We start from the raw sequence: 14,896 nt of genomic DNA on the forward strand, positions 1-14,896 counted from the left end.
GCATTCCAAAAACAAATTTTATTTGTGCATTACTTATTTTTATCCTCAGATAAATATTCGTTTATTGCTTTTTTCAATGTACTGGCCACTTTTTCAAGTACAGAGTCGTTAGTAAAGCTTTCCATGTATGCGATTCCATATGGTGAAATATCATGATAATCAATGGGAATATACTTGATTCCCTCTGATTGATAATCCGCAATAAAGTTAGGCAATATGCCATAACCCCAGCCACCTCTAACATAAATATCCATGGCCAAGAAATCTTGCACAAATTTGATATGTTCCATACCTAATTTATTGATTAAAGCAGTTTGAAAATTCAACTGCACGTTTAAAGTACTGTTAGGATCAAGCAAAAATATGTCACGATCAATTAAATCTGAAATAGAAATTTTAGATTTTTCTGCTAAAGGAGAACCTTTCGGACAAGCAGCAACCACTTTACCCTGAACCATTGGTTCAAAGTGAATATCTTCAACAACATCAACATCTTCTCGTGCAATTGCACATAAATCAACGTGATGGTTGAGAAGTTCACCAATAGAATTATTGAGTACAAAGACAAACTGGATATTCAAGTTACTTCCAGATTCACGCAGTCTTCGTAAAAAAATTGGCAGAATTTTTTGTTCAAATGGTGTATCGCAGACTCCTATTCTTAAAAGCGTTTCGGGGTCATTCTTTTTGCTTTGCAAGTATGCTACCGTGTAATCCATATCATCTACCACATTGCGAGCAACACGATAGAAATACTTGCCAGCGCTTGTTAAGGAAATACGGTGATGAGCACGATTGATTAAAGTTACTCCCAGAGTGTCCTCGAGATCCTTAATATTTTTAGAAACTGCCGACTGGGAAAAATTTAAGCGCTCTGCGGCGATAGTAAAACTGGAATTATCTATGGCCTTAATAAAACAGCGTAATTGAGTGAAATTCATTTTATTACCTCATCAAATTAGCAAAATTTTCTTCCTGTGTATATTATACTAAAAATTAACATACTTAAAAAAGACTGTCCCATCAATTACTGTCATGACCCTTTTTAACAATACCTACTATTTTATTTTACTTAGCGCATCCCTAACTGCGTCTTTGAGACCGCGTGATGAACTCGAAGCACCACTGACTGCATCAACATCAACAGTATTTTCCTGAACCATCTTAGAAGGCAGAGTCTTAATGGCTTTCAAACCATAGTCATCCGACTCAGCTTGTTTCAAAACTTCAATATTCTTTAGGTTCTTTTGCTCATCAACAGTTACCCGTACAACTATTTCATCACCCATGCCTTTAGTAGATTTACCAATGTATTGGTTCTCTCCTGTTTCATAGGTTTCATGTTTAAGATCTGAAGTTAAATGCTTTTCATGCATAGTAGCACCGCTTGCTGCATCGGTTGCTTCATCAACCTTTGGTTTAGCCGCATTTTCTCCAGCAATCTTGCCCCAAATCAAACATTCTGCCAAGTTATTGCCGCCTTGGTATTGGTTAGCACAGATACCACCAAGTTCACCAGCAGAATAAAGATTAGGGATAGCTTTGCCTCTGGTATCCAAAATTTCCGCATTCTTATTTCTTCTTGGACCACCTTGAGTGTTAAGCATTGTCTGCTCCAATTTGACGGCATAAATTGTATTACCGTCAAACGCACGCAAAGTAGCTGGATCTCTTCTAAATTCGGGATCGTCTTGTTCTTGACATGCTTTATTAAAACGATTGAGAGTATCAGACAAAACTGCCGGTTCAACCCCAATTTTATCGGCTAATTCTGAAACAGAGTCAGCCTTGATAACATTTTCTGTGTACGGCTTGTAATCACCAATAATTTTATCATTATCTAATTCATGCTTTTTGGTTTCATCAAAAATCAAGTATGGGTGTTCTTGGTTTAGTGGTATTTTCCATTGGCCGTGATTCTTGATGTGACCGTGACGATTTTCTTCTGCTTCATTAAAGTATCTGGTACCGTCATCACCTATAACAAAAACACTACCAGTAGAAACAGCTTCATTTTGAGCTCCCAGCATTAAACGGCCACGTTGGCCTTTCGGCACTGCAAAAGCCATGCCATGAAGCAAACCCAAAGACTCAAAGTTGTGCAAATGCCAAAAGTCAGCACCAACTTCTTGAGCCATTCGCAAGCCATCACCTTTGTTATAAAGGGTACCTAACGGTGCGAGTCTTTTTGCCCCGATAAAGTCTTCAATCATTCTTTGGTTATTTTCAAAGCCACCAGTCGTCATGACAACACCATTTTTAGCTTGCACCTTTAATAGTTTGCCGTCGCGTTTAATGACCATACCATAGATCTTTTTGCTTTCCGGATCCTGAATTAGCTCTACAGCAGGTGTGCCATATAAAACATCAATTTGGTCTTGCCGCTTAATTACCTGCTCCTTCAAAATTTGCCATAAAGAAGCGTCAAACCAATGTTTAGTGACAGTGGTAAAGTCATAAGACTCTGAACCCTCAAACTCAGGAAATTCTCTGAAAGCATAACTTTTATCCGGCGCATATTCTTTAGCACTGTTAGGTTTGACTCCTAAATATTGGGAAACATATTGCGGTGTATTAACCATCCCCTCAACGTAGGTATCGATCATGTCTTCATCAAGTTCCATTGGTGCAGTTAGTTTCTGATAATACTTTTTCAATTCATTAAAGTCATTTCCAGTACCAATTAATTGAGCTGAATAACGAGTATTACCGCCTTCATGACCCTCTGGAGCCGAATCAACCAGCAATACTTTAGCATCATGGTCAGCTGCAAACCGCGCTGCAGTAGCGCCAGCACCGCCAAAGCCTAAGACAACAACATCATAATTTGCATCCCATTCAAAGTTTTTATGATAAATCATATTAATCTCCTCATTAATTAAATCGTTTTCATTTAACAAGTTAATTTTATCACGTTATTTTTTAACAAAATAACAAATTCACAAAACAATAACTAATTATTAATAAATGTAATTTAACTCATAATTACTGTTAAAATAACTTGACTTAAAGTACACATTAAGTACTAAAGTAATCGTATAAATCAGGTAAAGGAGAATCAATATGGACGATCACAAAGATGATGTGCAAAATGGTATTTTTGCTTTGGGTGAAAAGAATACTGCTTATCAAAAATATTTTATTGGCCAGAGTTACCTGCAAAGCTTGGTCAATGATCCTAAGATTAACGTAAGCGTCTCAAACGTTAGTTTTGAACCGGGTTGTCGCAACAACTGGCACCAACATATGGGCGGCTTTCAAATTTTATTAGCTACAGCTGGCGAAGGCTGGTATCAAGAAGAAGGAAAGAGTGCACGTAAATTACATCCGGGAGATGTAGTAGTTGTTCACGACGGTGTTAAGCACTGGCATGGTGCTACCAAAAAAAGTTGGTTTGCGCATATTGCAATCACTGCGGGAACACCAAAATGGCTGGAGCCAGTCACAGATGAAGAATATGAAAAATTGGAGGATTAAAAATGAAAAAGCAAACAGCCGGTAGAGATAATTTAGGTGATTTTGCACCTAAGTTTGCGGAATTGAATGATGATGTTTTGTTTGGTGAAGTCTGGTCAAGAGAGGACAAGTTGTCTGCACGTGACCGTAGTTTAATTACTTGTGCCGCATTAATGGCACAAGGAGCTTTTCCTCAACTTAAATCACATATGATTATTGGAAAAAAGAACGGCATTACGAAAGACGAAATGGTCGAACTGATTACTCATTTGGCATTTTATTGCGGCTGGCCGAAGGCTTGGTCTGCTTTTGATTTGGCAAAAGAAATTTTCACTGATTAAAATCTTAATTTAAAGCAGCTGGCCCTTTTGCTTGGCTGCTTTTTTATGTCTAAAATCTATGGTCTTTAACGGTTTCTGCATCCCTAATTTTATGCTAACCTGTAGAAGTATTAATTAAAGAAATCACAGGAGCAAAAACCTATTATGAGTAAAAAAATTCTGATCTTACATACTGGTGGCACCATTTCAATGTCAGAAGATGAAAATGGAAAAATTAAGCCTAACAGTCAAAATCCCTTGGCTGACCTCTCTTTAAACATTAATGACGATGTCCAGATAGTTACTGAAGAAATTTTCAACTTGCCTTCTCCTCATATGACACCAGAGCACATGTTGCAACTTTCTTTGCGTATCCGCCAAGCAGAAGCCGAAGGTTTTTTCGGGGCAGTCGTGACTCACGGCACAGACACCCTGGAAGAAACAGCTTTATTTTTAGATTTAACCATTTCCAGTAAAATGCCTGTGGTAGTAACCGGAGCTATGCGCTCTTCTAATGAAATTGGCAGCGACGGACTGTACAATTTCAGAACCGCAATCATGGTAGCCAGTTCTGATGTTTCTATTGGCAAAGGTGTTGTAGTTGTGATGAATGATGAAATTCATCCAGCCCGTTATGTTACGAAGACCCATACTACAAATGTTGCTACTTTTCGCACAGCCACATTTGGTCCTATAGGAGTTGTATCCGAAGGTCACGTTAATTACGTGCAAACCATCAATCCCCAGCAACACTTACCAATTGACCACATTATTTCAAATGTTTATTTAGTAAAGGCCTATGCAGGAATGGGACCAGAGATCTTTCAAGCTCTAAACAAGCCATCAACAAACGGGTTAGTAATTGAAGCTTTAGGTGCCGGTAACATGCCACCCCAAACATTACCTGAATTGCAAAAACTGCTTGATAATGGAATTCCCCTGGTATTGGTTTCCCGTTGTTTTAACGGTATTGCTGAACCAGTTTATGATTATCAAGGTGGCGGTGTCGGATTAGCCAAAATGGGCATTATCTTCTGCCGCGGCCTCAATGGACAAAAAGCCAGAATTAAGCTCTTAGTTGGTTTAAGTGCTGGTCTGAAAAATGAGCAATTAAAGAAATACATTAATAATTAAATCAGCAATGAAAACCATCTTCATATAAAGATGGTTTTTTCTTGCAAAAATTAGTAATTATTTGTAAAATGACCATTGGTCATTATTGAATGAAAGGAGTATATCTGCCATTATGTATGTCTTGACTCCCAAAGAAAAAGAAGCAAAAAAACAGCTAATTGCAGCTGCTGCCAGCAAGCTATTTCAAAAAAATGATTTTAACCAAATATCTATGGCGCAAATTGCCCATGAATCTGGCGTTGCCAAAGGCACACTATTTAATTATTTTAAAACTAAAGAAAATATCTTTATGTACTTATTGCTTTCTGGTTACCAAGATTACCTCACGGAAGTTCTTCAGCGTTTTCAAAAAACTGAAAATATCACTTCTTGGGCTGATTTTTCCTCTTTTATACTAGAGCAAAACCACTTGTTAATTAGTCAGAGGACAGATTTATTACGTCTTAACGCGTTACGTGGTCCAATTTTAGAAACTGCCGCTGACAGAGAACAGACATTGGCTGGTCGCGAAAAACTCTATGAAATAAACAGGAAACTGGGACAAGCAATAGCCGAGAAAATTTCACTGCTTAGCGTTAAGCAAGCCAGTCACCTTTTCATCATTCAAAGTGCAATTATTAGCGGACTAATGAATATGATGAACCTGGATGAGTTTCACCATGATCAATTACCCGTTGATTTTAAAGTTTTTCAAATCGACCTCGAACAAGAAGCAAATCAATTAATGCTCTTTTATTTACAAGGCTTAGAGCAAAAACTGGAAGGAGCAAAACAAAATGAAACTTGCTAATATTAGAAATTTTGCCATAATTGCTCATATTGATCATGGTAAATCAACATTAGCTGACAGAATTATGGAACAAACTGATACTGTCAGCAAAAGGCAGTTAAGTGACCAACTTTTGGACAGCATGGAAGTTGAACAGGCTCATGGTGTAACAGTCAAATCAAGATCAGTGCGTAACTTTTATCAAGCGGATAACGGTCAGGAATACGAATACAATTTAATCGATACCCCAGGGCACGTTGATTTTTCTTACGAAGTTTCTAAAAGTCTGGCTGCCAGTGATGGCGCTATTTTACTAGTCGATGCAACTCAGGGTGTACAAGCACAAACCGTAGCCAATTTGCGTTTAGCTTTAAAACATAATCTGACTATCATTCCGGTGATTAACAAAATTGACAATGCAGCGGCAGACGTAGAGGCAACGGAGGCACAAATACGTGCGCTGCGTCCCGAATTTGCTGATGTGGATATTTTAAAAATTTCTGCTAAAACAGGAGAAAATGTTCATCAAGTATTAGAAGCAATTTACCAAAAAATACCGGCTCCTCAGGGAAAACCCGATGCAGCACTTAAGGCACTGATTTTTGACTCACAGTATGATTCCTACCAGGGAATTATCGCGGATGTCAGACTAATTGATGGTCAATTAAAGAACCAGCAAAAATTGCAACTAATGCAGGGCGGCAACACATTTAATGCGCAAGCAATAGGGATTTTCACACCAAACATGCAGCCAGTAAAAGAATTAAATGCGGGAGAAGTCGGCTATATTGTGACTGGAATTAAAGATGTCGCCAGTGTCCAGGTTGGCGATACCTTAACCACTGCAGAAAATCCTACTAAAAATGCCATTCCCCATTTTAAACCAGCGCAATCAATGGTTTACGCCGGTTTTTATCCTAAAGGAGATACCAGTTATGAAGCTTTAAAACAAGCTATTAGTAAGCTAGCTCTCAATGATTCCGCTTTTCATTATGCGCCGGAACAGTCTGAAGCTCTTGATGCTGGCTTTCGCTGCGGTTTCTTAGGCATTTTTCACTTGCAAATAATCCAGGAACGACTGCGGGATGAATATCACGTGGAAGTATTAACCACTGCACCGAATGCAACCTATCACGTTTATCTCAAGCAGCCTCAGCCTAAGCAGGAATACCTCACTATCACCAATCCGGCTAAATTTCCTGACTTTTCTGAAATTGATTACGTCACTGAATCTTATGTCAAAGCAGTCATTACTACGCCCAATGAATATTTAGGAGCAGTCATGAAATTATGTGACCAGCATTTTGGGGAAATGGTTGACTTGGACAATCAACAAGATTTAGTCACATTAACATACAAACTACCTGTTTCCGAAATTGCCTATGACTTTTTCAACAGCTTAAAATCAATTACTCATGGGTTTGCGACGCTTGATACCGAATTTCTGGATTACGAACTGGTTGATGTAGTCAAAATTCAAATTCAGATCAACTATGCCGCTGTTGATGCTCTCGATATTATTGTGCCACGCCAAAAAGCCGATTTGATCGCCCATAAGTTGGTCAAAAAATTAAAATATACGGTTCCACGTCGTCTATACCCGATGCCGGTGCAAGCAATGGTGGAAAACAAATCAATTGCGAGAGTTGACGTGCCGCCTTTACGCAAAAATGCAGCTGTGAACGGTGAAAAAAGAAGCATCTCGAAAAAACAACAACTTTTACGCAGACAAAGTTTAAATAAAAGACAAGCTGTTAAAAGCGATATTAAGTTGCCCCAAAGCGTCTTCGATGCAATTTTAAACATTAATGAACCAGATTAAAAATTCTAGGCAAATAAAAGGGTGAGAAGATTATATCCCTCTAGTTTCCTTTAGATTAAAGTTTAATCAAAAATATACTGAGTTATAGTGACAGCACTTAACATTTTTGTAACAAGTAACAACTTCGTTGCAGGTACTAAAAAATTCCTAACCTTCGCGGTTAGGAATTTTGTTTTTTAACTTAAAATTAGTCGTCTAATTTTTCTTTGTTAGTGACATTCAACTTGTCATCAAAGGTGTAAACTACTGGTTCACCGGTCTTCATTTCCAAGTTCATAATATCAGCATCAGAAATGTTTTCGATGTACTTAGTCAAGGCACGAAGTGAATTACCGTGAGCTGCAATAATAACGTTCTTGCCAGCTAACAAGTCTGGAGCAATGTGGTCTTCCCAGAAAGGCATAACTCTTTCCAAACAAACCTTTAAGTTTTCAGTCCGAGGAATGATGTGTGGATCAAGATCGGCATAACGACGATCATGAACTTGGCTGTATTTAGAGTCATCCTCAATCTTTGGTGGCAAAACATCATATGAACGACGCCAAATGTGAACTTGCTCATCACCATATTTGTCAGCAGTAGCTTTCTTGTTTAAGCCTTGCAAGCCACCGTAATGACGTTCGTTTAATCTCCAGCTCTTAGTTTCCGGAACCCAAAGTTGGCCACTTTCTTCCAAAGCATAGTGTAGAGTCTTAATGGCACGAGTTAAAACAGATGTATAAGCTTGATCGAACTGCAGACCATGTTCCTTAATTAACTTACCTGCGTTCTTTGCTTCTTCAACGCCTTTTTCTGATAAATCTACATCAATCCAGCCAGTAAATTTATTTTCAAGGTTCCATTCACTTTGTCCGTGACGGATCAAAACTAATTTTGACATGAAATATCTCCTTTGCAAATTAAATGTTTCACTTACTATTTTACACATTTACATTTTGTTTTCATAGGGTTTAGGACTAAAAATCATTTTTAAAATCCAAGTTTTACGATACAATAGATATAATGATGATTATAAGAAAAGAGAATACCTAACTCGCTATGAAATTCAAAAAATTATTAATGGGCTTGAGCTTAGTTGCAGCGCTTGCTGCAGGCGGATGCTCCAAGCAGAAAAAGCAAAGCGAACCCATTCTAACTAAAAGCCAAGTAATCAAATGTTCACAGAAATCATTTAAGAGTGGACAAGCCAAGCAGGTCGTAACCTTAGGAACCGATACTTCCAAGCAAATTGTTACTACAACTGCTGTTTTTGGTGGCAACCCTACTGTATTTCAACTTAACTACCAAACTCAAGCCAAAGGTAAAACACAATCTTCGCAAGAGTGGGTTGATAATTCCAATCACGTTTATATTAACGGCTCAAGTGACTGGTATAAAGCGGATTTTAACAAATTAACCGGGCACTCTTACGCTGATTTACTCGATTCTATAGTTAATAATTCAATGTTAATGGATCCACCTAAGGCTCTTACTAACGCTTATAAAATGACTAGAAAAGGTCACACTTATACTTTAAAAGCGAACATCACAGACCAGAAAACGATGAAAGAAGCATTAGATCCGATATTTACCACCAATACTCAAAGCCCTAAGCAAAAAACCATCTATCATAAATTAGTCAAAATGGGCAAAATTAAAGGTATGACTGCAAAACTTGTGGTTAAAAATAAAAAGATGTATAGCTTTCAATATCTAGTTAAAATTAGAGTAAATAAATTAATGCAATTCAGCGCTGGACAAAGTTATGGCAACATGGGCAGCAAAGACTTCTTAAAGATACCTACCAATGCCCTTAATGCTAAACCACTGCCTAAAACAAACAAAAAGAAAAAATAATTTTTAAATCACAACCTCGAAACTAAAACTTTCGGGGTTTTTATTATACAAAACACTTAATATAGTTGGTAACTCAGAAGTAAGACTGTGATTTACAAATTTAAGGTCATATCACAATCAAAAGTTGAATGTTTTTAAAATCAATCTATTTTTGTGAGATAGTTTTTAATATCAAAAGTAAGCATTCAACTGCTTGCACATTTAGTGATTCTGATTTATTTTTATTTAAACTTAAATTAAAATACTATACAGTCACTTTTTAATATAAAATAAAGGTATTATAAAAAAGGAGACATTAATAATGAAATTGAAGAAATTTTTCACGGCCATGTTATTGTCTACTGCTTTAGTTGGCGGTGGTCTAACTCATGCAAAAACAGTCGATGCAGCATTATCAAAAAAACAGGCTATCGCAATTGTTGAAAAGAAACAGAGTAAACAAAGTAGTGGCCAATTTACTTTTAATACAAAGATTAAAAGTGGTAAGCAAAAAATAAATTTCGCTTCTCAAGGCGCATTTACTACCAAACCTGAACTAGTTCAAACCATTACAAAAGTAAAATTAGGCAATCACACCGAAAAAGTAGAGCAATGGATTGATATGGATAAAAAACGTGTCTACACCAAAGCAGATGGTAAATGGCAATATACACCGATTGAAGACACTGAGACTGCCAAAGCTGATATAAAAAAATATAGTGGCGATCTGAAGAAATTTACTAAAAGCATCAATACCGATTTGAATAAAAATGCCAAACTTAGTCATAAAGGTGGAGTTTATACCCTCAAAAGTAATGTCAATATTACTAAGGCAAGTAAATTTCTGAACAAAATTTTTAAAGACTATAAGGTAGATTTCAAGTCGTTCAAAAAGCACGTTAAACTCAGCAAGTGTAATGTTACTTTTAAAATCAAAGATAAAAAAGTAACAAGTACTGCTACTTCTTTTAAAATGAACTACGACCAAAAAACCCCAGCTTCATTCAACTTTAGAATCTTTGATTTTGGTAATTTCGACTCTTTGAAGTTACCGGATGAAGTCAAGAACGCCACTCCAGCATCTGCAAACTAATTTGAGCAATAAAGTAAAGGTCTTTATATGAAAACAACTATTTTAGTAAATATTTAACTATCTTAATTATGGTGCTTTTAGGTTACTTAATGAGATAAAATGACTATAGAGTTGTTTAAATATTTTCATTAGTAATCGGAGGTCCAAAAATGAAATTAGGAATTATTGGTAGTGGTAAAATTGTTCACGATTTTTTAACAACTGCTGCTAAAATTAAAGGCCTTGAACTTGCAGCAATATCCACTACTAAACGTAGTCAGCCTATTGCCAAAAGCTTAGCTAAACAATACAACATTAAAGAGGTATTTGCTGATAACGGGCAGTTGTGTCATGATGAAAATGTTGACACAGTTTATGTAGCCGTACCTAATTCTTTACATTATGAAATCGTAAAAGAAGCGCTTCTTGCTGGCAAAAATGTTATTTGTGAAAAACCATATGTAGAAACTGTTGCTCAAGCTGAAGAACTTAAAGAAATAGCTGACAAAAAGGATTTAATCATTGTTGAGGCTATCACAAATATTCACTTGCCAAATTTCAAAGCGATTAAACAACAATTAGCTGAAATTGCACCTATTCACATTATTTCTTTAAACTATACGCAGTATTCCAGTCGCTATGATGATTTTTTGCAAGGCAAAATTGCGCCTGTATTCGATCCTGCTAAAGATGGCGGAACCCTAACGGATTTGAACATTTACAATATTCACTTAGCTGTTGGTTTGTTTGGTGAGCCGGAAAAAGTGCAATATTATCCAGTAATACAAAAACAAGTTGATACTTCGGGCATACTTAATTTAGCTTATCCTGATAAACAAGCAGTTTTAATTGCCGCAAAAGACAGTTATACTACTCCAAGATCGTTTATCGAAGGTGAAAAAGGAACTATCTATTTTGATGGTTCAACTGGTGTTATTAAAAGTTTCACGGTTGAACACAGAAACGGTGATGACAGTGAGTTCAACTTTAACGAGTTTGACCACCGAATGGCAAGTGAGTTTACGGATTTTGTGAAAATTATTGATACCCACGATACACAGAAAGCTAATGATTTATACGAGCATAGCATAGCTGTCATGGATGTATTAGCCAAAGCAAAGCAGTCTGTTTCTAATAATTAATATTATTGACTAAAAAACGCAATCAATTCTCCAGTTGAGAAAGTTGCGTTTTTTTGTATCAAAAAAGAGGTCAGAGAATTTTTTAAAAAAACCTGTAAAAACAAGTTTGTCAAAAAAACATCAAAGACCTCTTTATCTGTGATATTAAATTTACTCAATAATTTAATATAAAAAGCAAATTAATGATTATTCTTTACTTTGAAGGGGTTGAGCTAGTTGAACCATTAGAACCTGTTGAGCCAGTAGAACCGTTTGAGCTAGTCGAACCATTAGAACCAGCTGAACCGTTTGAGCTAGTCGAACCATTAGAACCAGTGGAACCGTTTGAGCTAGTTGAACCATTAGAACCATTAGAACCAGTGGAACCGTTTGAGCTAGTTGAACCATTAGAACCAGCTGAACTGCCATTTGAGCCATTTGACCCAGTAGAACTATTTGAGCCGTTAGAACCAGTTGAACTAGTTGATGGGGTTGAAGCTGGTGTTGAGGTCTTCTTCTTAGCTAAAGCACTTGCCTTAATGTATCCTGCTGAAGTTGAGTAGTACTTCTTGCCCTTAATGGTAACAGCTGCTCCAAATACAGTTACTTTTTGGCCCTTACGAACTTTACCATTCTTCAAAGCTTTGCCACTTCTGGTAACCAAAACAGTATTCTTAGCTACTTTAGCAGCCTTACCAGTAACATTTACAGCCTTGACATATTGGTTCTTGCCAACTTTGTAGTAAACCTTGCCCTTAACAGTCTTTTTGCCAAGAACAGTTACTTTTTGACCAACCTTAAGTGTCTTCTTAGTCTTAACTAATTTCTTGCCCTTTAGCTTGTAAACAGCAGAATTAGCACCGACTTTCTTGGTCTTAGCAGCCTTCTTAGCTGCACTAACTTCAGTTGGGGCACTACTTAGAGCGTTGGTTGGTAACTGATTAACACCAACAGCTAATAATGATGCACCAGCTACTGAAACTATCATTTTTTTATAAAAACTATTTTTACTCATTTTTTTGAGCCTTCCTTTTTCATTGACAAATTCGACGCCCCTAGCTAAACAGACTTAAGAACGCTATAACTCTTACTGAGTTACATAGGATTCATTTTAGCACTATAAACACCTAAAAAAAAGACTACAGTTTTAATAAATTATTATTTTTTGTCATACGCGCTCGCAAAAACTATTCTAATTTTTGCTATTTTTACAGCAAACATTTTGTATACTGCAATTAAACGGTCTGCTTTTTAATAATATTAAATTATCTCCTATACTTTTACAATTTATCAAAATGTGACATGCAAAAAGGACTAACTTCTATCGTAAGAAAGTTAGTCCTTGGTTAAATTCTAATAAAGTGTCATATCGGCAAATTACTTTTTTATTAACAAAATTACTTATTGCCTACAACCCTGCGAATCCGGTCAGCAACCTGATATTTAGAAGTAAATATCAATTCGTCTCCCATTTCAATAACTGTATGCCCATGTGGAACCAGCCATTCTTGTCCACGACGAATGCGGCTGACTGTAATATCACTTGCTATATCCCAATCCATCAATTGACGACCTGAATACTGCCTATTGCGGACAACAACAGAATAGACAGCATTTTTGGTATCGCTCATCACATTATAAACAGCAGGCGATTCTATCAGTGCTCGCAGCAGTGATGAAGTAACATTGCTTAAATCAAAAACTTCCATGCCACTGCTGCGCAATTGCTCAACCTTGGCAATGTCAGCACGTTTTTGACAAATAATAATCCGTTTGAAATTGCCCTTAGCTTTTGCCAATTTCCCCAGTCGTAAGTTGGTTTCGTCAGATCTCATAGCCGCAACAAAAATATTCCCAGCAAAAGCGTCAGATTGTCTCAAATTTTCTTCATCCAGCTTAGGTAATAATTTTAAATCTGGAACACGGCTCTTATAAATATTATAGTGTTCACTACTGGTAGTATACATTTGAACCGAATACCAATTATCATGCAAATCAAGCATGACTGGAACTGTTAAAGCATTTGTTCCTATAATTATGACTTTTTCCTTGATACGATCCTCTGATTTTAGCTTAAATATTGCATTAAAAAGTATCGGACAAAAAATGCAAACTATTACAGCGGCCAGAATAAAAACATCAGATTGCAAACGTGTAATAACATTTAATTTTCTGGCTACCGCTAAAGTTGGTAAAACAATGGTGATCGTAGTTGCGGTCAAAAAACCACCTGCAAAACCATTTCTTAAACCAAACTTTCTGGTATAAACTAACGCAACAGGCAATTTTGCAAGAAATAAAAACAGAACTAATATTGGTAACAGAATTAAAGAGTTAGGATGTGCCAAAAGCGATCTTAAATTGAGTTTAACTCCCGTCATAATAAAGAAAATAGGAATAAAGAAGCCGTAGCCAATTGAAGTTAGCTTATCAGCAGTTTCCTGACTAGGCTCCAGCAATTTCATGACAATGCCGGCTAAAAATGCCCCCAAAATGTTTTCAACTCCGACCCTTTCAGCAACTGTTACTAAAGCAAAAATTAGGAAAAAGGCTAAACGAACATCTAACTGCGTAGTTGACTTGGTTACTTTAACAAACCACAGATAAGGCTGCTTAAAGTGCCACAACAGTAAAATAGCTACGCCAAAAAGCAAAATAATGAGCCACAATTGTCTGGTATTACCACCATTAATCGCAGCATAAACCGTCAGCAGCATTAATGGAATTACTTCTCCCAAAACTGCAGTTAATAAAATCGTCTGACCTATCGGTCTATTTAAAATGTCTTTTTCTTTTAAGGTCGCAATTACTACTCCCAGTGCAATGGTCATGAAAATAATGGTTGCAAGCATCGTATCGCCAAATAAACCAAACAATTTTAAAACTAATGCAAGGCAGACAGATAAAAGGGCTACACCTAAAAATGCTTCTAAAGCAATTTTAAACGGAGATATCTGATCTGGCTTTTGTTCTTGTTTATGCTTTGGTTTCAGCAAATCAAAGTTGATTTCCATCCCTGATAAAAACAATAGCAAAATGACGCCCAAATTTGATAAAAACGAAAGGTCATGCGTTGGCTGTACAATATTAAAACCACTTGCACCAAGAATAATACCAATGATAATTTCTGCAACGGCCGTAGGAACAGCATTTACCTTTAATCGTGCCATTAAAATAGGAACAATTAAGGCAAACAAAACAACTAGGAATAAAGACAACTGTGCCACCAGGATTACCTCCTCATTTATTCTTAGTCGATTATACAAAATATTGACGAGCAGAGAAAATAAAAAGGGTAGCAAGTATTCATAGCTTTCAAAAATCAATTAATTAAAATTTTTCTGCACATAAAACAGGTCACGACAATTATCATGACCTGTTTCTTTA

At 36.6% G+C, this 14,896-nt stretch carries 13 protein-coding genes and 1 pseudogene; 9 read left to right on the forward strand and 5 right to left on the reverse strand.

The window, feature by feature from the left end; genetic code table 11:
• Positions 1 to 29 precede the first annotated feature (29 nt).
• A complete protein-coding gene (locus tag LACWKB10_RS02125) occupies positions 30 to 941 on the reverse strand; it encodes a LysR family transcriptional regulator (RefSeq protein WP_034978174.1) in 912 nt (303 codons plus the stop codon).
• Positions 942 to 1,058: 117 nt separating this feature from the next.
• Entirely contained in the window at positions 1,059 to 2,861 is a 1,803-nt protein-coding gene (locus LACWKB10_RS02130; RefSeq protein ID WP_034978176.1) for an FAD-binding protein, read from the reverse strand.
• A gap of 202 nt (positions 2,862 to 3,063) precedes the next feature.
• Here LACWKB10_RS02130 and LACWKB10_RS02135 point away from each other — a divergent pair, with 202 nt between their 5' ends.
• The 5 genes from LACWKB10_RS02135 (at position 3,064) to lepA (ending at position 7,501) form a co-directional block, all read left to right on the forward strand.
• Complete coding sequence (locus tag LACWKB10_RS02135; RefSeq protein ID WP_034978179.1) at positions 3,064 to 3,477, forward strand: cupin domain-containing protein; 414 nt, start codon at positions 3,064 to 3,066, stop codon at positions 3,475 to 3,477.
• 2 nt (positions 3,478 to 3,479) lie between these two features.
• A complete protein-coding gene (locus LACWKB10_RS02140; RefSeq protein ID WP_034978182.1) occupies positions 3,480 to 3,797 on the forward strand; it encodes a carboxymuconolactone decarboxylase family protein in 318 nt (105 codons plus the stop codon).
• 144 nt (positions 3,798 to 3,941) lie between these two features.
• Positions 3,942 to 4,910 carry an asparaginase gene (locus LACWKB10_RS02145; RefSeq protein WP_034978185.1) on the forward strand — a complete coding sequence of 323 codons (969 nt, stop codon included), beginning with the start codon at positions 3,942 to 3,944 and terminating at the stop codon, positions 4,908 to 4,910.
• Positions 4,911 to 5,022: 112 nt separating this feature from the next.
• The gene (locus LACWKB10_RS02150) at positions 5,023 to 5,700 is read left to right on the forward strand and encodes a TetR/AcrR family transcriptional regulator (protein WP_034978187.1); all 678 of its coding nucleotides are present in this window, start codon (positions 5,023 to 5,025) and stop codon (positions 5,698 to 5,700) included.
• Positions 5,687 to 7,501: a translation elongation factor 4 gene (lepA, locus tag LACWKB10_RS02155; protein ID WP_034978188.1), complete on the forward strand. Its 1,815-nt coding sequence runs from the start codon at positions 5,687 to 5,689 to the stop codon at positions 7,499 to 7,501. The genes LACWKB10_RS02150 and lepA overlap by 14 nt, the downstream gene beginning before the upstream one ends.
• Positions 7,502 to 7,688: 187 nt before the next feature.
• Here the strand turns inward: lepA and LACWKB10_RS02160 are convergent, their stop codons facing one another.
• A complete protein-coding gene (locus LACWKB10_RS02160) occupies positions 7,689 to 8,381 on the reverse strand; it encodes a 2,3-diphosphoglycerate-dependent phosphoglycerate mutase (RefSeq protein ID WP_034978190.1) in 693 nt (230 codons plus the stop codon).
• Positions 8,382 to 8,539: 158 nt separating this feature from the next.
• Between LACWKB10_RS02160 and LACWKB10_RS02165 the strand changes: the two genes are divergently transcribed.
• From LACWKB10_RS02165 to LACWKB10_RS10370, 4 genes are all read left to right on the forward strand, one after another.
• The gene (locus LACWKB10_RS02165) at positions 8,540 to 9,337 is read left to right on the forward strand and encodes a DUF6612 family protein (RefSeq protein WP_034978193.1); all 798 of its coding nucleotides are present in this window, start codon (positions 8,540 to 8,542) and stop codon (positions 9,335 to 9,337) included.
• A gap of 301 nt (positions 9,338 to 9,638) precedes the next feature.
• Positions 9,639 to 10,409: a hypothetical protein gene (locus tag LACWKB10_RS02170; protein WP_034978196.1), complete on the forward strand. Its 771-nt coding sequence runs from the start codon at positions 9,639 to 9,641 to the stop codon at positions 10,407 to 10,409.
• 149 nt (positions 10,410 to 10,558) lie between these two features.
• A complete protein-coding gene (locus LACWKB10_RS02175; RefSeq protein WP_034978199.1) occupies positions 10,559 to 11,530 on the forward strand; it encodes a Gfo/Idh/MocA family protein in 972 nt (323 codons plus the stop codon).
• A 182-nt stretch (positions 11,531 to 11,712) separates the two neighbouring features.
• Positions 11,713 to 12,072, forward strand: coding sequence for a DUF4573 domain-containing protein (locus tag LACWKB10_RS10370; RefSeq protein ID WP_369792470.1), 360 nt, complete (start codon positions 11,713 to 11,715; stop codon positions 12,070 to 12,072).
• On the opposite strand, the pseudogene LACWKB10_RS10375 reads toward LACWKB10_RS10370, so the two are convergent.
• A pseudogene (locus LACWKB10_RS10375) lies at positions 12,051 to 12,524 on the reverse strand (SLAP domain-containing protein); the annotation flags it as partial. The gene LACWKB10_RS10370 and the pseudogene LACWKB10_RS10375 sit on opposite strands and share 22 nt — an antisense overlap.
• A 382-nt stretch (positions 12,525 to 12,906) precedes the next feature.
• On the reverse strand, positions 12,907 to 14,736 hold the full coding sequence (locus tag LACWKB10_RS02185; RefSeq protein WP_034978202.1) for a cation:proton antiporter family protein: 1,830 nt from the start codon (positions 14,734 to 14,736) through the stop codon (positions 12,907 to 12,909).
• Positions 14,737 to 14,896 lie beyond the last annotated feature (160 nt).

The organism is Lactobacillus sp. wkB10, from assembly GCF_000760615.1.
GTDB lineage: Bacteria > Bacillota > Bacilli > Lactobacillales > Lactobacillaceae > Lactobacillus > Lactobacillus huangpiensis.

Bases quoted from the DNA above. Each gene is read 5' to 3' on its own strand.
- LACWKB10_RS02125 (WP_034978174.1), bottom strand. From the start codon at position 941: ATGAATTTCACTCAATTACGCTGTTTTATTAAGGCCATAGATAATTCC.
- LACWKB10_RS02130 (WP_034978176.1), bottom strand. From the start codon at position 2,861: ATGATTTATCATAAAAACTTTGAATGGGATGCAAATTATGATGTTGTT.
- LACWKB10_RS02135 (WP_034978179.1), top strand. From the start codon at position 3,064: ATGGACGATCACAAAGATGATGTGCAAAATGGTATTTTTGCTTTGGGT.
- LACWKB10_RS02140 (WP_034978182.1), top strand. From the start codon at position 3,480: ATGAAAAAGCAAACAGCCGGTAGAGATAATTTAGGTGATTTTGCACCT.
- LACWKB10_RS02145 (WP_034978185.1), top strand. From the start codon at position 3,942: ATGAGTAAAAAAATTCTGATCTTACATACTGGTGGCACCATTTCAATG.
- LACWKB10_RS02150 (WP_034978187.1), top strand. From the start codon at position 5,023: ATGTATGTCTTGACTCCCAAAGAAAAAGAAGCAAAAAAACAGCTAATT.
- lepA (WP_034978188.1), top strand. From the start codon at position 5,687: ATGAAACTTGCTAATATTAGAAATTTTGCCATAATTGCTCATATTGAT.
- LACWKB10_RS02160 (WP_034978190.1), bottom strand. From the start codon at position 8,381: ATGTCAAAATTAGTTTTGATCCGTCACGGACAAAGTGAATGGAACCTT.
- LACWKB10_RS02165 (WP_034978193.1), top strand. From the start codon at position 8,540: ATGAAATTCAAAAAATTATTAATGGGCTTGAGCTTAGTTGCAGCGCTT.
- LACWKB10_RS02170 (WP_034978196.1), top strand. From the start codon at position 9,639: ATGAAATTGAAGAAATTTTTCACGGCCATGTTATTGTCTACTGCTTTA.
- LACWKB10_RS02175 (WP_034978199.1), top strand. From the start codon at position 10,559: ATGAAATTAGGAATTATTGGTAGTGGTAAAATTGTTCACGATTTTTTA.
- LACWKB10_RS10370 (WP_369792470.1), top strand. From the start codon at position 11,713: ATGATTATTCTTTACTTTGAAGGGGTTGAGCTAGTTGAACCATTAGAA.